A 22,008-nucleotide genomic window follows, 5' to 3' on the forward strand; every position below is an offset into this window, starting at 1 on the left:
GGAAAACAGAAAATTCCGCTAATTTATTGGGTTAAATATGATTAGCGCTCACAGTTAGAATTTTAGCGACCATTTCCATGCAAGCGGCAATAATAGTTTTATATCAGTCGTTTAAACTCGTTTCGAGCGCGACGGACGCCGCAGTTTGGAGCGCAGCGAGTACAGAAATGACACGAAAAGCACCCGTTTGCGTCAATCCGCGGGCGGATAGGAATGTTCGCCGCCGCGATAATCCGAGACGGAATAACACCCGTCACCGCTAGCCCGGATGGCGCTTCCACTGACAACGGCCTTGCCGTGACCACCCGGTATATCGAGGATGTAGGCCGGCTGGCAGAGACCGGAAATCTGCCCTCGCAGCGCGGCGACGATCCTCTGCCCCTCCTCGATCGTCACTCTGAAATGACCGGTGCCGGGCGCCAGATCAGGATGATGCAGGTAATAGGGTTTGACGCGGATTTCGACGAAGGCCTTCATCAGTGCCGCAAGCACGTCGGGATCGTCGTTGACGCCCTTGAGCAGCACCGACTGGCTGACCATGGCGATGCCGGCATCGACGAGGCGGGCGCAGGCAGCACGCGCTTCCGCCGTCAGTTCTCTGACATGGTTGGCATGCAGCGCCACATAGACCGTCTTGCCGCTCGCCTTCAGCGCGGCGATCATCGCCGCATCGATCTTCCCGGGATCGACAACAGGAACGCGGGTGTGGAATCGCACGATCTTCACATGGGCGATCCCGGCAAGTGCCTGCATGATATCATGGAGGCGGCGCGGAGAAAGCACCAGCGGATCGCCACCGGTGAGGATGACCTCCCAGATCTCCTCGTGACCTCTGATGTAGTCGAAAGCTGCCTGCATCGCCGCCGCATCGAGCGTGCCGAGGCCCTGCGGCCCGACCATTTCGCGCCGGAAGCAGAAGCGGCAATAAACCGGGCAGACATGCACGGCCTTGAGCAACACACGATCGGGATAGCGGTGAACGATGCCTTCGACGGGGCTATGGGCATGATCGCCGATCGGATCGGCGCGTTCTTCTCGGGCGATCGTGAGTTCGGCTATGTCAGGCACGAATTGCCGTGCGATCGGATCATCAGGATCGGTGAGGTCGATGAGCTCGCTGATCACAGGTGTCAGCGCGATCGCGTAACGCGCCGCAACCTGCTCGAGCGTTGCGCGATCGGCGGGCGCGACCAGCCCTGCCATCACCAGATCGTCGACGCTTTTGAGCGGTTTGACGGCATTCATCTTCCGTACTCCGCAACCGGCGCCCAGAGCACCTGATCGATGCGCGATGCTCCCGTCGCCAGCATCACCAGCCGGTCGAAGCCGAGCGCGATGCCGCTTGCCTCACGCATCAGCGAAACTGCGGCAAGGAAGTCCTCGTCAATCGGATAGGTTTCGTCGTAGACACGCGCCTTCTCGGCCATTTCGATCTCGAACCGCCGGCGCTGTTCGGCAGCATTGGTGAGCTCGCCGAAGCCGTTCGCAAGCTCGACGCCGCAGGCGTAGAGTTCGAACCGCTCGGCAACCCTGGGATCGCGTGGCGAGGGACGCGCAAGTGCAGCCTCCGAGATCGGATATTCGTCGAGGATGGTGATGCGGCCGAAGCCGAGATGCGGCTCGATCTTTTCGACCAGCACCCGGCTGAACAGATCGGCCCAGCCATCGTCATCGGCAACACGCATGCCGGCGCGCTTCATCTCTGCCGCCAGATGATCGCGATCGGTCGACCCGTCGGCGGCGACCGAGGCGAGAAGATCGATGCCGGCATGACGCTCGAATGCTTCGGCAACGCCAATCCGCTCCGGACCGGCGAAGGGATCGCTTTCGCCACCGCGATAGGCAAGTTTTTCAGTCTTTACCGTTTCGGCCGCGAGCGCCAGGATCCGCACACAATCCATCATCAGGCTCTCGTAGCTTTCGCCGGCCCGATACCATTCAAGCATGGTGAATTCAGGATGGTGCAGCGGCCCGCGCTCGCGATTGCGATAGACATGGGCAAAACACGAGATGCGCTCCTCACCCGCCGCAAGCAACTTCTTGCAGGCGAATTCCGGCGAGGTGTGCAGATAGAATGGCGCCTTTTGCCCGTCCGTCGTCAGTGCTTCGGTGGCGAAGGCATGCAGATGCGCCTCGTTGCCCGGGGAGATCTGCAGCACCGCCGTATCCACCTCGATGAAATCCTCGCGCGCGAAAAACCCGCGCAACGCCGCCTGGATCGCATTGCGCCCGATCAGGAACGGACGGCGATCGGCGTGTACGGACGGGTTCCACCAGGGGGACACTTTCGCCGAAGAGTTCATTCCAAGCTTTCTTCGCCGGAGAAGCCGGTATGGGGATGGCTATTTCCCGGATTTTAGGTTAGTTGCGCCCCCAAAGAAAAATATTTGCGTCTTCGAGGCGTCTCGGCAGTTCTCTACGACGCCGAAAGCCGAGTTACAAGGAAGTCTTATGGTCAAGGTCATCGCCTCTTCGGTCCGCAAGGGCAACGTTCTCGACGTCGACGGCAAGCTTTACGTCGTTCTCACCGCTCAGAACTTTCATCCGGGCAAGGGTACGCCGGTCACCCAGGTCGACATGCGCCGCATCGTTGACGGCGTGAAGGTTGCTGAGCGTTGGCGCACCACCGAACAGGTCGAGCGCGCCTTCGTCGAGGACGTGTCCTTCCAGTACCTCTATCAAGACGGCGAAGGCTTCCACTTCATGAACCCGAGCAACTACGATCAGGTCGTGGTTGATGTCGACACTATGGGCGATCAGAAGGTCTATCTGCAGGAAGGCATGTCCTGCATCCTCTCGATCTATGAAGGCCTTCCGCTGGCACTCGAGCTGCCTCGCCACGTCACGCTTGAGATCACCGAGACGGAACCGGTCGTCAAGGGCCAGACGGCATCGTCCTCCTACAAGCCGGCCATCCTGTCGAACGGCGTGCGCGCCATGGTGCCGCCGCACATCAATGCCGGCACTCGCGTCGTCATCGCGACGGAAGACAATTCCTACGTCGAACGCGCCAAGGACTGATCCCTGGTTCATTCCATACAAAAGGCCGGTTCCGACCGGCCTTTTTTGTGTCCGCCGCCAACAATGCTGATCAGAGATGCGGGTTGCGCGGCCGGTATTTCTGGACAAGCTTCTGGTTGATCTCGGCTGCACCCGGCATGTTGGCGCTGAGATAAACCGGCGCATCGCCGGATTTCGAAAGCTCGGAGGCGACCTCGGCGAAGATCGCATTGATGACCGTCACCCCGACCGCCGTCGAGACCGGCCCGACCCGAAGCCCCGTGCCTTCGAGGTCGAGAACGGCGTCACCCGGTGGCAGCCCATTGTCGAGCACCACATCGGCCGCGTCGGCGAGCCGCCGGCGGCCATTGGCGATCGCTGAGGAATAGGCGATCGAAGTGATGGCAATCACCTTTGCGCCGATTTCTCGCGCGTAGTCGGCGGCTTCGATCGGCGCGGCATTGACGCCCGAATTGGAGGCGATGATGATGACATCGCCCGGCTGCATGCCGTAACGCTCCAACATGGGCCGAACCAGGCCCTGCGTGCGTTCATAGACCGAACTGATGACCGCACCCTCATGCAGCATCGCCGAGCCGACGAGCACCGGCACGGTGAAGGCGAGCCCGCCGGCACGATAGTGCACCTCTTCCGCCAGCATATGCGAATGGCCAGTGCCGAAGACATAGACGCGCTTGTCGCCGTGGGCAGCATCGAGGATAACCGCCGCCGCCTGCGCCATCGGCTCGGCAAGCGTCTGCTTCAATTCTTCCAGCCGGCCGATCAGGTTGGAGAAATAGGCATCCGTGATGTCAGTCATCCCACTTCTCCTTGAGTCAAGCCGCTTCGCCGCTGAGCCAGGTGGCGGTGACCGAGAGCGCATCGGTGAGATGCACGAGATCGGCGCGCGCGCCTGGTGCGAGATGGCCGCGATCGCCCAGTCTGAGAAAGCGGGCGGGATAAAGCGTTGCCATGCGCAAAGCCTCGGCCAGCGTCAGATCGAGATAGGTGACGCCGTAGCGAATCGTCGAGATCATGTCGACGTCGGAACCGGCCAGCGTGCCGTCGGATAGTACCAGCTTCGAGCAGAACCCGCCCCGTTCGCGCCGGACGGCGCGCCCGTTCAGCGTGAACGAATCCTTCTCCGACCCGACGAGCGACATCGCATCGGTGACGAAAAACAGTCTGCCTTCGCCGCGTTTGGCACGCAGCGCCGTGCGCAAAGCCTTCGGATCGACATGGTGACCATCGGCAATGACGCCGCACCAGATCGAGGGATGATCGATCGCCGCGCCGACGAGACCGGGGGTACGGTGTCCGAGCTGGCTCATGGCGTTGAAGAGGTGCGTGACGCCGCGCGCTCCGGCATCGAAACGTTGTTCCGCTGCCTCGCTCGAACAATCGGAATGACCGATACTGACGGTGACGCCGGCTTCGGCAAGCTCACGCACCTGGGCAACCGTCACCTGCTCGGCAGCCATGGTGACGAGCAGCGTGCCGATCGCCTCGCGTGCCCGGATGAAGGCCTTGACGTCTCGATCCTCGACCGGCCGCATCAGTTCGGCCAGATGCGCACCCTTGCGCGCAGGCGCCAGATGCGGGCCTTCGAGATGCAAGCCGGCGACGCCACGGTTCGCCTTCACCGCCTCCTTGGCGGCCTCGATTGCGGCAATGGATGCCTCGGACGTGTCGGTGATCAGCGTCGGCAAGAGCGATGTCGTGCCATAGGGCCGGTGTCCAGCAGCGATGATCTCCATCGAGGTGACGGAAGGCTCGTCGTTCAGCATCCGCCCGGCGCCGCCATTGACCTGCGCATCGATGAAGCCGGCCGACAGAACCCCGCCGGCAAGCGTCACCGTCTCGCCGTCCGGCAGATCGTTTCCAGCAGCGATCGCCTCGACGCGGCCGTCGGCAACGATGAGTGCTTTCTCGTCATGGAAGCGCTCGCCATCGAAGATGCGGGCGCCGATGAAGATCTTGCGGACCATCAGACCGTCTCCGTCACCTTGAGCAGGTTCGCCGGCTTGTCGGGATCGAAGCCCTTGCGGCGCGTCACCGACTCGATCAGCCGGTAATAGACGAGCAGCGACACCAGCGGATCGATAAGGCCATTGCCCGTCGTCGGCACGCGCAGATTGACCCCGGAAAGCGGCTGCGTGGAGAAACCGACGGTGGTGGCGCCGAGCTTCTGCAGGCGCTCCAGCGCTTGAACGTTGTTGACGAAGGCCGCATCGTCGGGCGCAAAGGCGATGATCGGAAAGCCCGGCTGCACCAGGCGCATCGGGCCGTGCATCAGTTCCGCCAGCGAGAAGGCCTCGGCATGCAGGCCGGAGGTTTCCTTGGCCTTCAGCGCCGCTTCGAGCCCGATTGCAAAGGCCGGGCCGCGGCCGGCCATATAGAGCGAGGTCGCATTGAAAAGCACCTCCTCGGCTGCCGCCGTGTCGATCCCGGCGGTTGCCGAAAGCGCCTCCGGCAGCCTGCCAAGCGCAGCCTGTAGGTCGGACGCGCCGCCGACCGCAACGGTCACGCCGGCAAGGGCGGCGACGGAAGCGATAAAGGATTTGGTCGCCGCGACGCTCTTTTCCGCGCCGGCATTAAGCCCGAGAACGATATCGGCTTGCTTGGCAAGCGGACTGTCGGCGACGTTGACAACGGCAATCGTCGTCGCCCCGCCCCTTTTGGCCGCATCCTGCAATGCGATGATGTCGGGGCTTGCACCCGACTGCGAGACGGTGAAATGCACACCCCCCTTCAGATGCAGCGCGGCACCGTAGACCGAAGCGATCGACGGGCCGACCGAGGCGACCGGGACGCCGCAGGTGATCTCGAAGAGGTATTTGAAGAAGGTGGCGGCATGGTCCGAGGAGCCACGCGCCGCCGTCGTTACCACGCTCGGGCGGGAGGACGAAAACAGCCGGGCGATCTCGGCAAAGGCCGGCTTTTCCTTTTCGAGAAGCGTGGCCACCACCTCTGGGGATTGGCCGGCTTCCTGCAGCATCAACGACTGGTTCTCATTCATAGGTCATCTCCGATTCTCAATTCGGCAACGAAATCATAGGCATCGCCGCGATAGTGCGAGCGGGTGTACTCAACGACGCGCTGGTCTTCCAGGCGCGAGACGCGTTCGATCAGCAGCGCCGGCGCGCCTGATTTGACGTTCAGGATCGCCGCTGAGGACGGATCGAGCGTAACTGCGGTCAGCCGCTGCAGCGCACGTACGGGCTTGTGACCGTTGGCCGCCAGCGCATCATAGAGCGACCCCTCGCCGCCGGGATCGCCGCCTAAGAATTTGATCGGCACCACGGCGCGTTCGATCGCAAGCGGCAGGCCGTCGGCGAGACGCAGCCGGTCAAGCCTCAACACCGGCTCGTCGCCGCCAAGGCCCAGCAGGAAGGATTCTTCCGGCGACGGCGTATTGACCGCCCGCGACAAGATCCGCGCGGCTGGCAGACGCCCACGCGAACGCATGTCGGCGGAGAAGGAGGAAAGCCGCCAGAGCGACTGCTCCATACGCTCCACTCTGCTCGATACGAAGGTACCGCTTCCGTGGCGCGATTCCAGTGCACCTGAAGCCATCAGATCGCGATAGGCGGTGCGCACGGTGACACGGCCGAGCTTCAAGGCCTCGGCAAGGTCGCGCTCCCCTGGCAGCGCCGTGCCAGGCTTCAGCAGGCCTTCCTGAATAAGGCCGGTCAGCGCCTGCGCCAGCCGCTTATAGAGCGGGCCGGACAACGCCTCGTCACGCAGGCCGCGGTTGTTCAGTTCCGCTATCAGACTGGTTCTATCCATAAGCACACAATAGAACCTATCTAGAACCAATCCACAAGGCGGAATCGCACCCGGCCAAGAAAAAACCTCCCCGGAGACCGGAGAGGTTCATAGCGCTGATGCATGTCGCCCAGAAGGGCGCAGCGATTCCGGGATAACGACATGCATAAAAACAAAGGACTAAAGCGCGTCGCATGAATCAAATTTGATGCGACGCGCTTTAGAATTTGACAACCGTGCGTCCATAGAGCCGTGCGTCTGAAAAAGACGTCAGCTCTTGGTGAAGATATAGTCCGTCTCCTGGCGCAACACTTCGCCGGGGCGCAGCACCGCATTCGGGAAACCTTGGTGATTGACGGCATCCGGCCAGACCTGCGTCTCCAGGCAGAAGCCAGCAAACGGGCCGTACTTGCGCCCGCCGATGCCGGGAGCGCCGGTATCCAGTTTGAAACCGGCATAGAACTGCACGCCCGGCTCGGTGCTGCGCACTTCCAGCGACACACCGGAATACAGGCTGCGGGCAAGCGCGACGCTGCGCTTGGCGGTGCGCTCGCCGGACAGGCAAAAATTATGGTCGTACAAGGCCTGTTCGCTGCCGACGAAACGCTTCATCGGCGCCATCTCGCGGAAATCGAATTCCGTGCCCTCGACGGAACGGATCTCGCCGGTCGGCACCTGTTTCTCGTCGGTCGGCAGATAGTGGTCGGCAGCGATCATGATGTCGTGGCCAAGCGCATCTTCACGGCCGTCGAGATTGAAATAGGCGTGCTGGCAGACATTGGCGAGCGTCGGCTGGTCGCTGGTCGATTCATAGATCACCGACAGTTCGCCGTTGCCGTGCACCCAGAAGGTTGCCTGGATGGTGCAATTGCCGGGATAGCCGGCGCGGCCATCGGGATCGACAATCTTCAGCACCACCCGGTCGACCTCATGCTCGACGACCGTCCAGTTGCGTTTGGCGATATTGTCGCTGCCGCCATGCAGATGGGTGACGCCATTTTCGTTCAGCTCGAGCTGGCAGTCCTTGCCGTCGAGCGTGAAGGCGCCGCCACCGACACGGTTGGCGCAGCGGCCCGGCGTCGCGCCAAAATAGGCCGAATGGAGCGGGTAGCTGTCAAAATCGTCGAAACCGAGCTGCAGTGGGGCCTCATGTCCCTTAAGACGCAGATCCTGGATGACCGCGCCCCAGGTGATGATCTTGGCCGTCAGCCCGCCGCCCTTGATCTCGACGCGATAGACGGTCTCGCCTGCCTTCGTCTGCCCGAAAACTTCCCGCTCCAACTTATCCGACATGATCGACCGTCCATTCTCATTCAAAGTTTTTCAGCGTTGTGCGTCACAAAGACCCACAACGCTTTCGGTTTCAGGAGCGGAACCTGCCCGCATTTGCTCCAAACCGCAACCGGTCGGATCAGAAGAAACGCCCCGGCATCGGCCGAGGTGCAGTCCGACGCTTCAGAGGTCCGTGCCGATCTCCTCCACATCAAAGGGGGTCGTCTGGTAGATCTCGTTGATCCAGTTGCCGAACAGGAGATGCGCATGGCTGCGCCAGCGGTTCTGCGGCGTCAGCGCCGGATCATTATGCGGGAAGTAGTTGTGCGGCATCTTGATCGGCACGCCGGCGTTGACGTCGCGGAAATACTCGTCGGAAAGCGACGTGGAATCATATTCGACATGATTGAACATGTAGAGCCGCCGCCCCCTCCTTTCGTGCACGAGGCAGACACCCATCTCGCCTGATTCCATCAGGATCTCCAGGCTTTCGGATGGCTCGATATCGGCGCGGCGCACCTCGGTCCAACGCGACACTGGCACCTCGAAATTGTCGGAAAAGCCGTTGAGATAGATGGAGGATGGCTTCAGGTTCCGGTGGCGGTAGATGCCGAAGGCCTTTTCTTTCAACTCGTATTTCGGAACACCGTGGAAATGATAGATCGCCGCCATCGCGCCCCAGCAGACGTTCATCGTCGAATGCACGTTCGTTTCCGTCCAGTCGAGAATCTGCTGCATTTCCGGCCAATAGGTGACGTCTTCATAGGGCAAAAGCTCGATCGGCGCCCCGGTGATGATGAAACCGTCGAACTTGCGGTGCTTCACTTCCTCCCAGGTCTGGTAGAAGGCGAGCAGATGATCTTCGGACGTGTTCTTCGCCTTGTGGCCGCCGATGCGGATCAGCGACAGCTCGACCTGCAGTGGCGAGGCGCCGACGAGTCGGGCCATCTGTAGTTCGGTCTTGATCTTGTTCGGCATAAGGTTGAGCAGCCCGATCTGCAGCGGTCGGATATCCTGACGGATCGCCAACGTCTCGGTCATCACCCGCACACCCTCTTGAACCAGGGTTTCGAAGGCGGGCAGCGTATCGGGGATCTTGATGGGCATTGCGGTCACTCGATCAAAAAAACAAAAAACCGGCGGCGAAAAAAATCGCTACCGGTCCGCACGCGGCCCTTTAGCGACTTTTTTAACGTGGCTGCAAGCCGGCCGGCCAAATCACCACGGAGCTTTAATTAGCCCCAGTCGGACCGCGAATCAACTGCCGAATGCACGCAGGAGCGATGCATGCAAGCATCATCACAGTTTAATGACTGATAGAATCTGTTGATAGACCGGTAACGCCACCATGTTAATAATGGTAAGCATGGGCGATGTTGGAAAAGCGTAATGGCAGATAAGATCGAGGGGAGGCCGGGCATCCGAAGGCACGATAGGGTGGGGTATGATCTCAGCCTGACGAATCGCCTCGGGGTTATGTTCTCCGCATTCTGGAATTCGCAAGTGCGTGGCAAGGTGCTGTTTCTGGCGACCGTGCTGATCCTCGTCATCCTGTTGACGTCCTACGGCCAGGTCATCCTCAATCAGTGGAATGCTCCCTTCTACGACTCGCTGGAGCGCCGCGATCTCGGTGAATTCTTCCACCAGCTCGAAATCTTCGCGATGATCGCCGGCACGCTGCTGCTGCTCAACGTGCTGCAGGCATGGCTGAATCAGATGACCGCGCTCTATATGCGCGAGGGCCTATCGCGCGACCTCGTCGATCAGTGGCTGAAGCGCAAGCGGGCACTGCGGCTTGCTTCGAGCGGTCTGATCGGCGTCAATCCGGACCAGCGCCTGCATGAGGATTCCCGCAACCTCGCCGAAAGCACGACAGGGCTCGTTCTCGGCCTGCTGCAGTCGACCATTCTTCTGGTGAGCTTCATCGGCGTGCTCTGGGAGCTTTCCAGCGGCTTCATCTTCCACATCAGCGGCCACAGCTTCTCCATTCCCGGCTACATGGTCTGGGCGGCGATTTTCTACGCCGCCTCCGCCTCGGTGCTGAGCCAGGTCGTCGGCCGCAAACTGGTCAAGCTGAATGCCGACCGCTTCTCGAAGGAGGCCGAGCTTCGCTTCACGTTGATGCACGCCAACGAGAACATGCCGGCGATCACCGTCGCCCGCGGCGAGGAGAATGAGCGCCGGCGCATCAACACCGACATCAGCTCGGTACTGAGAGTCGTCAAGCGGCTCGCCATGGCCAATACCAACCTCACCTGGGTTTCGGCCGGCTACGGCTGGCTGGTGATCGTCATCCCGATCATCGTCGCCGCCCCCGCCTATTTCTCCGGCGGCCTCACCCTCGGCCAGCTGATGATGTCGGTCGGCGCCTTCAATCAGGTCAACACGGCGCTGCGCTGGTATGTCGCCAACTTTGGCCCGATCGCCGAATGGCGCGCGACACTGATGCGCGTCACCGATTTCCGCCAGGCGCTGCTCGACATGGAGGAGGAATTCGCCCAGAAGGACGGCATCGCCTATGAAAACACTGCGCCCGACACGCTGACGTTGAAGGATGTGGTGATCGTTGCCAAGATCGGTGAAGAGATCGACGAATGCGGCGGTTTCCGCCTGCGTGAAACCGATGTCGTGATCAAGGCCGGCGAAAAAATCATGATCAACGGCGATCACAGCGTCAACCGCAAGCTACTCTTCCAGGCGATGGCCGGCCTCTGGCCGTGCGGCAGCGGCACGATGGGCCTGCCGCCGATCGACGACATGCTGTTCGTCCCGCAGATCGCTTATGTTCCCGGCGGCACGCTGCGCGAGGCGCTGGCCTTTCCCGCAAGTCCTGATGCCTACGAGCGAGCCGCTGTCGAGACGGCCCTCGACAGAGCCGGCCTGCATTCGCTGATCGCAAGGCTCGATACCCGCGCCCGTTGGGACAAGCTGCTCGACAGCGATGAACAGAAGGCGATCGGCTTTGCCCGTCTGCTTCTTGTGCGCCCGCGCTGGATCATCTTCGACGAAGTGCTGGAAGGCATGGAGCCGGAATGGCAGGAGATGATGGCCAAACTGCTGACCTCCATGCCGGAAAGCGGCATGATTTACATCGGCCGCTCCGAGGCCTATCTCGAGGCGCTCAAGCCGCGCGTACTGCATCTGCAGGCGCTGCCGGCAAGATCTGAGGAACCGCAGCAGCAACAGCAAGTCGCTCAGACCGGCACCAGCGCCAGTACAGGCGCTGCCGCCATGCCCGCGCCGGCGCTGTAGAGCGCCGTGCGTCCGATAGACACTATATCACTTTGAATTTCACGCTGGTCACATCGGCGGCGTGATGCCATTCAGGCCGACGGCCACCTGGCTGGCCGAGATGCTGCCGTCTGCCGCCTTCTCGCCGGTGACGATGACGCTGGCGCCGGCCTTCAGATCGTCCTTGGTCGCCCGCGCCAAGGTCACGATCGGCGTGCCGTCGGCAATCGTGATGGTTTTTTCCTTGCTTTGATAGGTCAGCGTGATCGTGTGGCCGTCGACGGATTTGACGGCATTGCTGACGGTCGCATTGGTCATCTGGCTGTTCGGCTGAGCATCCCAGGGACGGTTGCCCTCGCCGGTCCCCTTCATCGACGCCGGAAAGATTAATACCTCGATCGCCCCGTCAGGGCCGGCGCCTTTCGGAAGCGAGGCGACCCCGACGAAATCGCCGGGCTTGATATCCTCGACCGAGGCTTTTTTGATGCCGCCGACTTTCCAGCCGGCTTTCAGCGTAATTATCGCATCGCTGCCTTCGCGCGTCTTGACGACGAGACTATCGCCACTGAGGCTTTCGATGGTGCCACGAACGCGAACGCGGTTGCCATCCCGCGCCTGTGCGGCCTGCAAGAGCGCAATCGCGACAAGACCGCCGCCGGCAAGTGCTGTGAAAATCTTGGAATAGGCCTTGCGAGACATATGACTTTTCCTTGTCGCCATTGCTATCGGCGCTATCCCCAGCTGCCGGGCGACACTCTATGCCGCGCGTCGATACACTGGCCAATCAAGGAAAGGTGAGACTGCGAGTTTGCGAAGCCTCAGCCTTCCAGCTCTTCGCGCAGCATTTCGAGCTCCAGCCACTCCTCCTCCATTTTCATCAGGCCGGCGCGTAGTTTTTCCATCTCGACGGCAAGCCGGTTGAAAGCTACGGGATCGCGCGTGAAAAGATTGGGATCGGCCATCACCTGTTCGCGCTTGGCGATCTCGGCTTCGGCTTTCGCCATGTCCTTCGGCAGATTTTCCAGCGCGAATTTCTGCTTGAAGGAAAGCTTGCCCCTCGAACTTCCAGCAGAAGACGCTGCCTCCTGGGTCTTCGGCCTCTCCGCCGCCTTCTCGGCCCGCTTGCGCTCCTCGATCGCGCCCTTGCGCTGCGCAAGCATGTCCGAATAGCCGCCGGCATATTCGATCCAGCGGCCGTCAGGTGCGTCCGCCATGGCAGGTGCGATCGTCGAGGTCACGGTGCGGTCGAGGAAATCGCGGTCATGGCTGACGAGAATGACGGTGCCGGGAAAGCCAGCGACGATTTCCTGCAGCAGGTCGAGCGTCTCGATATCGAGATCGTTGGTCGGTTCGTCGAGGATCAACAGGTTCGTAGGGCGCGAGAGAATCCGCGCCAGCATCAGCCGGGCGCGCTCGCCGCCGGAAAGGCTTCTGATCGGCGTCCGCGCCTGTTCCGGCTGGAACAGGAACTCCTTCATGTAGCCGGTGACATGACGCTGTTCGCCGTTGACGAGCAGGTTTTCGCCGCGCCCATCCGTCAGGTAGTTGGCGAGCGTATCCTCGGGATCGAGATCCTCGCGTTTCTGGTCGAGTGTGGCGATCTCCAGATTGGTGCCGAGCTTGATCGTGCCGCTATCCGGGGAAAGCTGACCGGTCAACATCTTCAAGAGCGTCGTCTTGCCGGCACCATTCGGCCCAACCAGACCGATGCAATCGCCGCGGTGCACGCGGATCGAGAAGGGCGTGACGATTGCCCGGTCGCCGAAGCTTTTGGTGATCTTGTGAGCTTCGATCACCAGCTTGCCGGATTCCTGCGCGTCCGAAGCCGTCGCCTGCACCGAGCCCTGCGGCCCCTTATGGCCGCGATAATTCGAGCGCATCGTCTGCAACTCGCCGAGGCGGCGCATGTTGCGCTTGCGCCGCGCCGTGACTCCATAACGCAGCCAGTGCTCCTCGCGCTCGATCGCCTTGCCGAGTTTATGCTGCTCCAGCTCCTCGGCCTCCAGCACCTGGTCGCGCCAGGCCTCGAAATGCGAAAATCCCCTGTCGAGCCGGCGCGAGGTGCCGCGGTCGAGCCAGACGGTTGCCGTCGAGACCTTTTCGAGAAAACGTCGGTCGTGCGAGATCAGCACCAGGGCGCTGCGCGTCTTCTGCAACTCGCCTTCCAGCCATTCGATGGTCGGCAGGTCGAGATGGTTGGTCGGCTCGTCGAGCAGGAGAATATCGGGCTCCGGCGCCAACACGCGGGCAAGGGCGGCCCGACGCGATTCGCCGCCGGACAGCATGCTCGGATGTTCCTCGCCGGTCAGCCCGAGATGCGACAGCAGATAGGTGACGCGATAAGGGTCGTCGCCCGGCCCGAGACCGGCTTCGGCATAGGCATGGACGGTGTTGAAGCCGGCAAAATCCGGCGCCTGTTCGAGATAGCGCACCGTCGAGGAAGGATGACGGAAGACTTCGCCAGACTGCGCCTCGACCAGGCCGGCGGCGATCTTCAGCAGCGTCGATTTTCCCGAGCCGTTGCGCCCGACCAAGCAGATTTTGTCCCCGGGCTCGATCTGCAGGCTAGCACCAGCCAGCAGCGGTGCGCCGCCGAAGCTCAGGAAGATATCGTCGAGTTTCAGAATGGGAGGGGCCAAAAATCAGACTCCGGAAAGATCATAGGGCCTGGCGAGCACGATCGCCCGGCCGCTGCGGAGCGAAAAGCGAATCTTGCTTTCTGCAACATTGGAAATGGTGCGCGACGAGCCGAAAGGCAGATGGAAATCGGCCAGCGGATAACGCGCATTCTCGATGGAAAGCCCGGTCAGCTCGCTGAACCCGAGCACGGAAAACAGGCTCCCCTTGGGAAGATCCAGCTCGACCGTCCCGGCAAGCAGCGGCACTGCCTCTTCCTTGCCCGAGGTCAGCAGCACGTCGAAACCCTCCTCCGCCAGACTGACGGCCGACAGCAGATGCTGAAGCGCGTGGTCCGAGCGTTCGCCGCCAAGAGCACCGGCCAGAATCAGCCGCCGCGCACCCCGCGCGATCGCTTCCGACACGGCGATTTCGCCATCCGTCGCCGCCTTTGCCGCGGGATAGGGCTGTTTCGGCACATCGGGAAAGGCACCCTCGAGATCATCAGGCGTCGAATCGAAATCGCCGACCCAGAGCTCCGGCTCGATACCGAGTGCCACCGCATGCCGCATGCCGCCATCGGCCGCGATGGAACGGCTGCCGCCGATGGCTTGGCGCAGGCGCTCCGTCAGGCTGAGTTCGCCGCCGAGGAGAATGGTGAAGGTGGATGGGCTCATGGGCATTGCCCTTAGCGCAAACCGGGGGTCGAGGGGAAGGGGCGCCGGCGGATCGGCGCCATTTCCCTTCGAGCGCCACTAGAACAGGATGTCGCCCGAAAACCGCACACACTTTTCGGCATCATGCTCTAGCCCGGCGTATCCTTGTCGCGCGACCGGAAGACCGCCTCGTAACCGCCGATGAAACGCTCGAAAAGCATTGCGAAACGAGCGACATCCTGCTCAGGCCAGTCGGAGACGATCTCGGAGATGATCGCGAGTTTCTGCGCGACGATCTCGGCCAGCAGATTCTGGCCGACCTCGGTCATGACAACGACAATCCGTCGCGCATCGGCCTGCGAAGCTTCGCGGCGCAGCACGTTCCGCCCGACCATGTCGGCCACCACCCGGCTAGCCCGTGACGGATCGATGCGCAGCATCTCCGCGATCATGCCGACGGTGACCTCGCCGGCAGGCTTTGCCCTCCGCACCGCATCGAGCACGTCGAGATGCGAAAGTTCAAGGCCCGGTGCAGCACTCTGGATCGCCAGCCGGCCGATCAATCGCCGCCCGGTCATCAACCGCATGCGCCCCATGCTCCGGCCGATGCGAGGCACGTTTTCCTCAACCGGCTCTGGCTCGGTGGAAATGGTCTTGGTCAGCACTTCGTTCATGCCGGGACCATAACAGAGCCGCGGCGGAATTTGAATATGCCGATGTCATTAATGTGCCATTGACAAATACATGCTGTTAGCACATAAAAATCTACCCAACCCGGAATGATGCTCCATGGATATGCAACTCGCGCCTGCGCCGCTCGTGACAGATCCTCGTCGCCGGCTCATCCTCTTCTTCTTCCTGATGACGGCCATGTTCATGGCGACACTAGATAATCAGATCGTTTCCACGGCGCTGCCAACGATCGTCGGCGAGTTCGGCCATCTGGAGCGCTTCGGCTGGATCGGCTCGGCCTATCTGCTGTCGCTGAGCGCCGTCATGCCGGTTTATGGCAAGCTTGGCGATCTCTTCGGGCGCAAATACGTGATGATGACGGCGATCATGATCTTCACTGTCGGCTCGGCGGTCTGCGGCCTTGCGGTCTCCATGAACACGCTGATCGCCGCCCGCGTGCTACAGGGCCTTGGCGGCGGCGGCATCATGGTGTCGATCTTCTCCGTCAATGCCGATCTGTTCGAGCCGCGCGAGCGGGCCCGCTACCAAAGCTATTCCAGCCTCGTGTTGATGGCGTCAGGTGCGATCGGACCGGTGCTTGGCGGCACGATGAGCGACCTTTTCGGCTGGCGCTCGATTTTCCTCGTCAACGTGCCGATCGGCTTAATCGCACTTGCCGGCCTTGCCGTGATGCTGCCCTATCGCAAACCGCATCGCCGGCCCAAGATCGATTATGCCGGTGCGCTGCTTCTCGCCCTGACGACGACCAGCATCGTGCTTGCCACCGACAGCAGCGAACTCTTCGGCGCATTGGTCTCGCCACAGAGCATCGTCATCATCGCCTTCGGTATCGTTTGCGCCGTCGCCTGGGTGCTCGTCGAACGCCGCGCGCCGGAACCGATCGTTCCCCTACAGCTCTTTCGCAATTCGACATTCAGCCTGCTCCTGGTGATGTCGATCATGGGCGGCGCCATCGCCATCGGCATGGTCAACTATCTCGCCCTCTTCCTGCAGACCACCACCGGCCTTTCGCCCTCTGCCGCCGGCGCGCTCTTCATTCTTCTGACGGGCGGCCTCGTCTGCGGATCGCTGTCCGCAGGCCGCATCATCTCAAAAACGGGGCGTTACAAGCCCTTTGCCATCGCAAGCCTGACCTGCAGCGCCATCGCCTTTGCGCTGATGTCGCAGATCCACGCGGGAACGCCGATCGCCTTCATCGGGGCGATCATGATGCTGCATGGCATCGGCATCGGCCTTGCCCAGCAGGTTCCCATCATCGGCGTACAGAATGCAGCGCCGGCCCGCGATGTCGGCGCCGCCACCGGTTCGGTGACGCTGTCGCGCATGGGAGGTGCATCGATCGCCATTTCCATCTATGGCGCCATCATCGCCTCTCAGCTCGACAAGGTCGGCGTCTCCATTCCCGGTGTTATCGATATCGAGCAGCTGACGCCGAAGATGATGGCCGCCCTTCCCGAAGCAAGCCGCCAGGCTGTCGCCGATGTCTATGCCGCCGCCTTCTCGCCGCTCTTCATGACCTCCTGTGCTATTGCCCTGATCGGCCTTGTGGCGGCCATCATGCTGAAACCTGTGCAGCTGCCCCGCGCCGGTGAAGCGAAGATGCCGCAACCGACGACGGCGAATGCGGCGGAGTAACCGGATCGACCCCGCAGAATACCTCATCGGGAGGAGTTCCTTCCGCGATGATATTATCGGTGGTTGCAATTTTCTCGCATCGCTGTCGCTATCGGCTCGGTTACTTCAATCGGCCCGTTCTTTTTCTTCGCCACCGACGAATCTCCGCGTTGTGACGGAACTTTCGCCATAATTTCATCCGAGCGAAGGGAAGGCCTCACGATCGAGGCTGGCTAAAATGCAACGGCGCCACATTTAAACAGAGTCTCGCTATGCAACCGATGCATAAATCAGCTACAGCAAGGACTTGTATCGGCCGATTGTGCAGCGCGAGATCAGGGGTGCGCACCTGTTGAATTCCCCTTGCCACGGTCGGTGCCAATCTGCGGCAAACCGGCAAGACAGCGACATGATGCGGAGAACCAGACTGGACAGCTTGACGACGTGGAAATCGCCCGCGCTTTCCAGTGATGCCATCTCCGCGCCGCGGCGTTTCGCGCGTCGCCTGATGCTGCTTTCGGCCGTCGCAATGGCGCTGAATGGCTGTCAAACGCTGATCGACCAATCCTACCAGCCGAGCGTCTCGCCTTCTTCCAATCCGCAGATCGTCGACGAGGTGCAGAAGAACGATCCGCGCGCGGCGATGGGCGCCCGTGAGCATCCACGCATCGTCGCAAGCTACGGCGGCGAATACAAGGACGCCAAGACCGAGCGCCTCGTCGCCCGCATCGCCGGCGCGCTGACGGCGGTGTCGGAAAATCCGAGCCAATCCTACCGCATTACCATCCTGAATTCGCCGGCGATCAACGCGTTTGCGCTGCCCGGCGGTTATCTCTACGTCACCCGCGGCCTGCTTGCCCTTGCCAACGACGCTTCGGAAGTCGCCGCCGTGCTATCGCACGAGATGGGCCACGTGACGGCGAACCACGGCATCGAGCGGCAGAAGCGCGAGGAGGCTGAGGTCATCGCCAGCCGCGTCGTCGCCGAGGTTCTCTCCAGCGATATCGCCGGCAAGCAGGCGCTGGCCCGCGGCAAGCTGCGGCTCGCCGCCTTCTCACGCCAGCAGGAACTGCAGGCCGATGTCATCGGCGTGCGCATGCTTGGCGAAGCCGGCTACGACCCCTATTCCGCTGCGCGTTTCCTCGATTCCATGGCGGCTTACAGTCGCTTCATGTCGGTCGATCCCGAAGCCGACCAGAGCCTAGACTTCCTGTCGAGCCATCCGAATTCGGCGCAGCGCATCGAGCTTGCCCGCACCCATGCCCGGGCCTTCGGCCAGGAGGGTTCGGTCGGGGACAAGGGCCGCGACTATTATCTCGACGGCATCGACGGCCTGCTCTATGGCGACAGCCCTGAGGAAGGCTACGTGCGCGGCCAGACCTTCCTGCACGGCGGCCTCGGCATCCGCTTCGACGTGCCGCCGGACTTCCACATCGACAACAAGGTCGAAGCCGTAATGGCCACCGGCCCGAACGACATCGCCGTCCGCTTCGACGGCGTCGCCGACAATCAGAACCAGAGCCTCACCAACTATATCTCCAGCGGCTGGGTGACCGGCCTCGACCCGTCGACCATCCAACCGGTCACCATCAACGGAATGGAAGCAGCCACAGCGCGGGCAAGCGCCGACCGCTGGGATTTCGATGTCACCGTGATCCGCAACAATTCGCAGATCTTCCGCTTCCTCACCGCCGTGCCGAAAGGCAGCGACGCCCTTGAGCCAACGGCCAATGTCCTGCGTGCGAGTTTCCGACGCATGACGCCGGCAGAGGCAGCCTCGCTCAAGCCGCTGCGCATCCGCGTCGTCACCGTCCGTCTGGGTGAAAACATCTCGACGCTCGCCGCCCGCATGATGGGTACCGACCGCAAGCTCGATCTCTTCAAACTCATCAACGCCCTGCCCACGGGTGCAGCCGTTTCACCAGGCGATCGCGTCAAGATCATCGCCGAGTAAAAAAATAGCCCGGCTTGCGCCGGGCCAGTCTGTGCTGCTGCAGGGAATAGTTTCGGTTCAGGCGTAAGCCGCCATATGCGGATCGGCGCTGACAAGCGCGCTGCGGAGCTTCTCCATCGCCCGGCTTTCGATCTGCCGCACACGTTCCTTGGAAATGCCGAGATCGGCGCCGAGTTCTTCGAGCGTGGCACCGTCTTCCGCCAGACGCCGGGCGCTGATGATCTTCATTTCGCGTTCGTTGAGATGTGTCAGCGCCGAGGCGAGCCAGACGCGGCGCCGCTCTCCGTCGATCATGTTGGAAACCTGCTCGTCCGGTAGGGGATCATCGCTGACGAGGAAGTCCATCTTCTCCGCACTCTCGGCATCGCCGGAGACCGAAGGCGCCTGCAGCGAGGCATCATTGCCGGAAAGCCTGGCGTCCATGGTCTGCACATCGGAGAGGCTGACGCCGAGCGCCGCGGCGATTTCCTGGTGAATGGATTGCAGAGTCAGCTGCGTGTCACCCTTGGCGAGCTTGGCGCGCAGACGACGCAGATTGAAGAAAAGCGCCTTCTGTGCCGAACTCGTGCCGCCGCGCACGATCGACCAGTTGCGCAGGATATAATCCTGGATCGAAGCCCTGATCCACCAGCTCGCATAAGTGGAAAAACGTACGTCGCGTTCCGGCTCGAAGCGAGCGGCAGCCTCCAGAAGGCCGACATAGCCCTCCTGCACGAGATCGCTCATCGGCAGGCCGAAATTGCGGAACTTACCCGCCATGGATATGACGAGGCGCATATGGGCCATGGCGATCTGGTTGCGCGCGCCGCGATCATCGTGATCCTTCCAACGAATGGCAAGATCGTGCTCTTCCTGACGGGCGAGATAGGGGGCGGCCATCGCGATTTTGATCATGCGCCGATCTGCAGACATGTTCTTCATTTCGATCTCCTGAAACAGGCCTCTCGCCCTAAATGAACAATAAAACGCACCTTCCGGAACATCGCTGTCCGGACTGAATGGGGTTCTGAATGCATGAAGGCCTCGCCCCTGGACTTTTCAGGGGGAGGCCCTATTTCTCATCATGTACCGTTAAGACGGCCGGGCCGGACCTGTTTCTTCACGTTGCCGGATGGGCAATATTGAAAAGGCATGATCCGCTCCTCATCGAACATTGACGGAATGACAGTTCGCCCGTCGAGGCCCATTGCCCTGCGAGCAGTCCGCAATTACGTGTGTTAAACGCGGCAGTCGAAAAAAAGTTCCAAAAAAAACCCGGCGCAAGCCGGGTTTTTTGATAGGGGAAAAACAGGGTCGCCTTATGCGGCTTCGTCCTGTGAGTCGTCTTCTTCTATCGCCTTGCCGCGTTTCGGACCCTTGTTGAGATTGGTCTCGACCAGGCGGACGGCTTCAGTTTCCGACATCTTGTTGACGGCGGCGATTTCGCGCGCCATGCGGTCGAGCGCAGCCTCATAAAGCTGACGCTCGGAATAGGACTGTTCGGGCTGGTTTTCGGCACGATAGAGATCGCGCACGACTTCAGCGATGGAAATCAGGTCGCCGGAATTGATCTTGGCATCATATTCCTGGGCACGGCGCGACCACATGGTGCGCTTGACGCGCGCTTTACCCTGCACGACCTTCAACGCACGCTCGACGAAATCCGTTTCCGAAAGCTTGCGCATGCCGATGCTCATCGCCTTGGCGACCGGAACCTTCAGCCGCATCTTGTCCTTTTCGAAATCGATAACGAAAAGTTCGAGCTTCATGCCGGCAACTTCTTGCTCTTCGATAGCGGTGATGGTACCGACGCCGTGAGCGGGGTAGACGATCGATTCACCGGTCTTGAAGCCATGGCGTGCGATGGAAGGCTTTTTCTGCTGAGTCGTCATTCTATTCAAAAACTCCCTGTTACGCTCCCGGCGGCGGCCGGAGCCGGGTCAGTCAGGCCCGGGTGAGACGGTAGTATCCGTCGGGTGACTTCACTCTGGTCCCATCGGGCAAAAGCAAAGAACTTCTTGCGCACGATCTTGGGACCCGGCGCTCAAAGCGTTGATATGTCACGGAAACCGCGTGCGGATTGGTTTTGCTTTCGTGATGGTTTTGGGCATGCGTCATGCCACAAATGGAACAGTAGCCAAAACCTATCATAAAAATATGAGGAAATCAATAATTTGCTTCGCTTGAGTCATGCGGGCAACACATGTCACCCATATGCCTCCCGCAGCTTTTAAAACGTTTCGCCCCGCGGCCGCCCGAATCCGGCGACCGAATATGGCCGCCGTCTCAATCGCCGGAACCGGGTTTCTCGGAGAAATATTTCTCGAACTTTCCGGTCTCGCCATCCATGTCCTTGGCCTCGGGCAATGGGTCCTTCTTGACCGTGATGTTCGGCCAGATGGTGGCATATTCGGTATTGATCTTCAGCCATTTGTCGAGGCCCGGCTCGGTGTCGGGCTTGATTGCCTCGGCGGGACATTCAGGCTCGCAGACGCCGCAATCGATGCATTCGTCAGGATGGATGACGAGGAAATTCTCGCCCTCGTAGAAGCAGTCGACAGGGCAGACTTCCACGCAATCGGTGTATTTGCACTTGATGCAATTGTCGGTCACGACATAGGTCATGAAGAACTCCAGGATTCCATGCGAATGGGGCCGGGCAACCTGGAACGTCGCGCCTATCCCCGTGCCGGAGGAAAATCGTGGGCAGGCTTGGGAGGCAAGCACGCTTCCGGCAGGTTGTCAGTGACGTATCGGCTTTAACGCCGGATTTCAAGGATAAACGACCTGCAAAAGCCGCCGCCGCAGACAGAGTTTTCTAATCCTCGTCCGACATCAGCCTGTCGATTGCCCGTCTTTCCTTTTTGGTCGGACGGCCGGTGCCGGTCGCCCGGATCGCCTGCTCGTAGGGCGTGAGACGTTTTGCCTCATCGGGCGGCGGCGACAGGTCTTCGTAAAGCAGTCGTGCCTCCTCGTAGGGCCCTCGCCGCTCGCCGGCGAGGCGCACGAGAAGAACGAGATCGCGCCGCTCCAGCGTCATCTCGATACGGTCGCCCGGCTTGACCATCTGGCTCGGATGCTTGCAGCGCTCGCCGTTGATGCGCACGTGGCCCGATTGGATGTGGCTCTGCGCCAGCGAGCGCGACTTCGCCATGCGCGCGAAGAACAGCCACTTATCGATGCGCTGGCGCGAACCGCTTGTCGGCTGGGTCTCCCCGCTCATGA

General features: G+C 61.3%; 20 protein-coding genes and 1 riboswitch. Of the genes, 4 read left to right on the top strand and 16 right to left on the bottom strand.

The features are described from left to right. Positions 1-192: 192 nt before the first annotated feature. Positions 193-1,245: a lysine-2,3-aminomutase-like protein gene (locus J3O30_RS21720; RefSeq protein ID WP_207582208.1), complete on the bottom strand. Its 1,053-nt coding sequence runs from the start codon at positions 1,243-1,245 to the stop codon at positions 193-195. Beyond that, the gene (gene epmA / locus J3O30_RS21725) at positions 1,242-2,303 is read right to left on the bottom strand and encodes an EF-P lysine aminoacylase EpmA (protein ID WP_207582209.1); all 1,062 of its coding nucleotides are present in this window, start codon (positions 2,301-2,303) and stop codon (positions 1,242-1,244) included. Before epmA ends, J3O30_RS21720 begins: the two co-directional genes overlap by 4 nt. A 148-nt stretch (positions 2,304-2,451) precedes the next feature. Here epmA and efp point away from each other — a divergent pair, with 148 nt between their 5' ends. Continuing rightward, on the top strand, positions 2,452-3,021 hold the full coding sequence (gene efp, locus J3O30_RS21730; protein ID WP_207582210.1) for an elongation factor P: 570 nt from the start codon (positions 2,452-2,454) through the stop codon (positions 3,019-3,021). A 70-nt stretch (positions 3,022-3,091) separates the two neighbouring features. Here the strand turns inward: efp and J3O30_RS21735 are convergent, their stop codons facing one another. From J3O30_RS21735 to metA, 6 genes are all read right to left on the bottom strand, one after another. After that, a complete protein-coding gene (locus J3O30_RS21735) occupies positions 3,092-3,820 on the bottom strand; it encodes an SIS domain-containing protein (protein WP_207582211.1) in 729 nt (242 codons plus the stop codon). 16 nt (positions 3,821-3,836) lie between these two features. After that, a complete protein-coding gene (gene nagA, locus J3O30_RS21740; protein ID WP_207582212.1) occupies positions 3,837-4,988 on the bottom strand; it encodes an N-acetylglucosamine-6-phosphate deacetylase in 1,152 nt (383 codons plus the stop codon). Further along, on the bottom strand, positions 4,988-6,019 hold the full coding sequence (locus tag J3O30_RS21745; RefSeq protein WP_207582213.1) for an SIS domain-containing protein: 1,032 nt from the start codon (positions 6,017-6,019) through the stop codon (positions 4,988-4,990). Before J3O30_RS21745 ends, nagA begins: the two co-directional genes overlap by 1 nt. After that, on the bottom strand, positions 6,016-6,789 hold the full coding sequence (locus tag J3O30_RS21750) for a GntR family transcriptional regulator (protein WP_207582214.1): 774 nt from the start codon (positions 6,787-6,789) through the stop codon (positions 6,016-6,018). The genes J3O30_RS21745 and J3O30_RS21750 overlap by 4 nt, the downstream gene beginning before the upstream one ends. 249 nt (positions 6,790-7,038) lie before the next feature. Further along, complete coding sequence (locus J3O30_RS21755; protein ID WP_207582215.1) at positions 7,039-8,061, bottom strand: aldose epimerase family protein; 1,023 nt, start codon at positions 8,059-8,061, stop codon at positions 7,039-7,041. 162 nt (positions 8,062-8,223) lie between these two features. Next, positions 8,224-9,147 (bottom strand): homoserine O-succinyltransferase, encoded by a 924-nt coding sequence (metA, locus tag J3O30_RS21760; protein ID WP_207582216.1) that lies wholly within the window; start codon positions 9,145-9,147, stop codon positions 8,224-8,226. A 50-nt stretch (positions 9,148-9,197) separates the two neighbouring features. Further along, a riboswitch (SAM riboswitch) is annotated at positions 9,198-9,275 on the bottom strand. Between the two features lie 154 nt (positions 9,276-9,429). Here metA and J3O30_RS21765 point away from each other — a divergent pair. Next, positions 9,430-11,292 (top strand): ABC transporter ATP-binding protein/permease, encoded by a 1,863-nt coding sequence (locus J3O30_RS21765; RefSeq protein ID WP_207582217.1) that lies wholly within the window; start codon positions 9,430-9,432, stop codon positions 11,290-11,292. Positions 11,293-11,340: 48 nt separating this feature from the next. Here the strand turns inward: J3O30_RS21765 and J3O30_RS21770 are convergent, their stop codons facing one another. From J3O30_RS21770 to J3O30_RS21785, 4 genes are all read right to left on the bottom strand, one after another. Next, the gene (locus J3O30_RS21770) at positions 11,341-11,970 is read right to left on the bottom strand and encodes a hypothetical protein (protein WP_207582218.1); all 630 of its coding nucleotides are present in this window, start codon (positions 11,968-11,970) and stop codon (positions 11,341-11,343) included. 119 nt (positions 11,971-12,089) lie between these two features. Next, positions 12,090-13,910: an ABC-F family ATP-binding cassette domain-containing protein gene (locus J3O30_RS21775; RefSeq protein ID WP_207582219.1), complete on the bottom strand. Its 1,821-nt coding sequence runs from the start codon at positions 13,908-13,910 to the stop codon at positions 12,090-12,092. Positions 13,911-13,913: 3 nt separating this feature from the next. Further along, positions 13,914-14,570, bottom strand: coding sequence for a thiamine diphosphokinase (locus J3O30_RS21780; protein ID WP_207582220.1), 657 nt, complete (start codon positions 14,568-14,570; stop codon positions 13,914-13,916). A 122-nt stretch (positions 14,571-14,692) separates the two neighbouring features. Next, entirely contained in the window at positions 14,693-15,217 is a 525-nt protein-coding gene (locus tag J3O30_RS21785) for a MarR family winged helix-turn-helix transcriptional regulator (RefSeq protein WP_207582221.1), read from the bottom strand. Positions 15,218-15,332: 115 nt separating this feature from the next. On the opposite strand from J3O30_RS21785, the gene J3O30_RS21790 reads away from it, so the two are divergent. Next, a complete protein-coding gene (locus J3O30_RS21790) occupies positions 15,333-16,871 on the top strand; it encodes an MDR family MFS transporter (protein WP_207582222.1) in 1,539 nt (512 codons plus the stop codon). Positions 16,872-17,259: 388 nt separating this feature from the next. Then, a complete protein-coding gene (locus J3O30_RS21795; protein WP_207582223.1) occupies positions 17,260-18,804 on the top strand; it encodes a M48 family metalloprotease in 1,545 nt (514 codons plus the stop codon). A 57-nt stretch (positions 18,805-18,861) separates the two neighbouring features. Here J3O30_RS21795 and J3O30_RS21800 read toward each other — a convergent pair whose 3' ends face one another. The 4 genes from J3O30_RS21800 to J3O30_RS21815 all read right to left on the bottom strand — a co-directional run bounded on the left by J3O30_RS21800 (position 18,862) and on the right by J3O30_RS21815 (position 22,006). After that, entirely contained in the window at positions 18,862-19,725 is an 864-nt protein-coding gene (locus J3O30_RS21800; RefSeq protein ID WP_164007435.1) for an RNA polymerase factor sigma-32, read from the bottom strand. A gap of 377 nt (positions 19,726-20,102) precedes the next feature. After that, positions 20,103-20,675: a CarD family transcriptional regulator gene (locus J3O30_RS21805; RefSeq protein ID WP_207582224.1), complete on the bottom strand. Its 573-nt coding sequence runs from the start codon at positions 20,673-20,675 to the stop codon at positions 20,103-20,105. Between the two features lie 394 nt (positions 20,676-21,069). After that, the gene (gene fdxA / locus J3O30_RS21810) at positions 21,070-21,408 is read right to left on the bottom strand and encodes a ferredoxin FdxA (RefSeq protein ID WP_003543777.1); all 339 of its coding nucleotides are present in this window, start codon (positions 21,406-21,408) and stop codon (positions 21,070-21,072) included. 193 nt (positions 21,409-21,601) lie between these two features. Further along, complete coding sequence (locus tag J3O30_RS21815) at positions 21,602-22,006, bottom strand: RNA-binding S4 domain-containing protein (protein WP_207582225.1); 405 nt, start codon at positions 22,004-22,006, stop codon at positions 21,602-21,604. Positions 22,007-22,008 lie beyond the last annotated feature (2 nt).

This window comes from Rhizobium sp. NZLR1, from assembly GCF_017357385.1.
GTDB lineage: Bacteria > Pseudomonadota > Alphaproteobacteria > Rhizobiales > Rhizobiaceae > Rhizobium.

Excerpts from the sequence above, each read along its gene's own strand:
- J3O30_RS21720 (WP_207582208.1), bottom strand. The coding sequence starts at position 1,245 with ATGAATGCCGTCAAACCGCTCAAAAGCGTCGACGATCTGGTGATGGCA.
- epmA (WP_207582209.1), bottom strand. The coding sequence starts at position 2,303 with ATGAACTCTTCGGCGAAAGTGTCCCCCTGGTGGAACCCGTCCGTACAC.
- efp (WP_207582210.1), top strand. The coding sequence starts at position 2,452 with ATGGTCAAGGTCATCGCCTCTTCGGTCCGCAAGGGCAACGTTCTCGAC.
- J3O30_RS21735 (WP_207582211.1), bottom strand. The coding sequence starts at position 3,820 with ATGACTGACATCACGGATGCCTATTTCTCCAACCTGATCGGCCGGCTG.
- nagA (WP_207582212.1), bottom strand. The coding sequence starts at position 4,988 with ATGGTCCGCAAGATCTTCATCGGCGCCCGCATCTTCGATGGCGAGCGC.
- J3O30_RS21745 (WP_207582213.1), bottom strand. The coding sequence starts at position 6,019 with ATGAATGAGAACCAGTCGTTGATGCTGCAGGAAGCCGGCCAATCCCCA.
- J3O30_RS21750 (WP_207582214.1), bottom strand. The coding sequence starts at position 6,789 with ATGGATAGAACCAGTCTGATAGCGGAACTGAACAACCGCGGCCTGCGT.
- J3O30_RS21755 (WP_207582215.1), bottom strand. The coding sequence starts at position 8,061 with ATGTCGGATAAGTTGGAGCGGGAAGTTTTCGGGCAGACGAAGGCAGGC.
- metA (WP_207582216.1), bottom strand. The coding sequence starts at position 9,147 with ATGCCCATCAAGATCCCCGATACGCTGCCCGCCTTCGAAACCCTGGTT.
- J3O30_RS21765 (WP_207582217.1), top strand. The coding sequence starts at position 9,430 with ATGGCAGATAAGATCGAGGGGAGGCCGGGCATCCGAAGGCACGATAGG.
- J3O30_RS21770 (WP_207582218.1), bottom strand. The coding sequence starts at position 11,970 with ATGTCTCGCAAGGCCTATTCCAAGATTTTCACAGCACTTGCCGGCGGC.
- J3O30_RS21780 (WP_207582220.1), bottom strand. The coding sequence starts at position 14,570 with ATGCCCATGAGCCCATCCACCTTCACCATTCTCCTCGGCGGCGAACTC.
- J3O30_RS21785 (WP_207582221.1), bottom strand. The coding sequence starts at position 15,217 with ATGAACGAAGTGCTGACCAAGACCATTTCCACCGAGCCAGAGCCGGTT.
- J3O30_RS21790 (WP_207582222.1), top strand. The coding sequence starts at position 15,333 with ATGGATATGCAACTCGCGCCTGCGCCGCTCGTGACAGATCCTCGTCGC.
- J3O30_RS21795 (WP_207582223.1), top strand. The coding sequence starts at position 17,260 with ATGATGCGGAGAACCAGACTGGACAGCTTGACGACGTGGAAATCGCCC.
- J3O30_RS21800 (WP_164007435.1), bottom strand. The coding sequence starts at position 19,725 with ATGAAGAACATGTCTGCAGATCGGCGCATGATCAAAATCGCGATGGCC.
- J3O30_RS21805 (WP_207582224.1), bottom strand. The coding sequence starts at position 20,675 with ATGACGACTCAGCAGAAAAAGCCTTCCATCGCACGCCATGGCTTCAAG.
- fdxA (WP_003543777.1), bottom strand. The coding sequence starts at position 21,408 with ATGACCTATGTCGTGACCGACAATTGCATCAAGTGCAAATACACCGAT.
- J3O30_RS21815 (WP_207582225.1), bottom strand. The coding sequence starts at position 22,006 with ATGAGCGGGGAGACCCAGCCGACAAGCGGTTCGCGCCAGCGCATCGAT.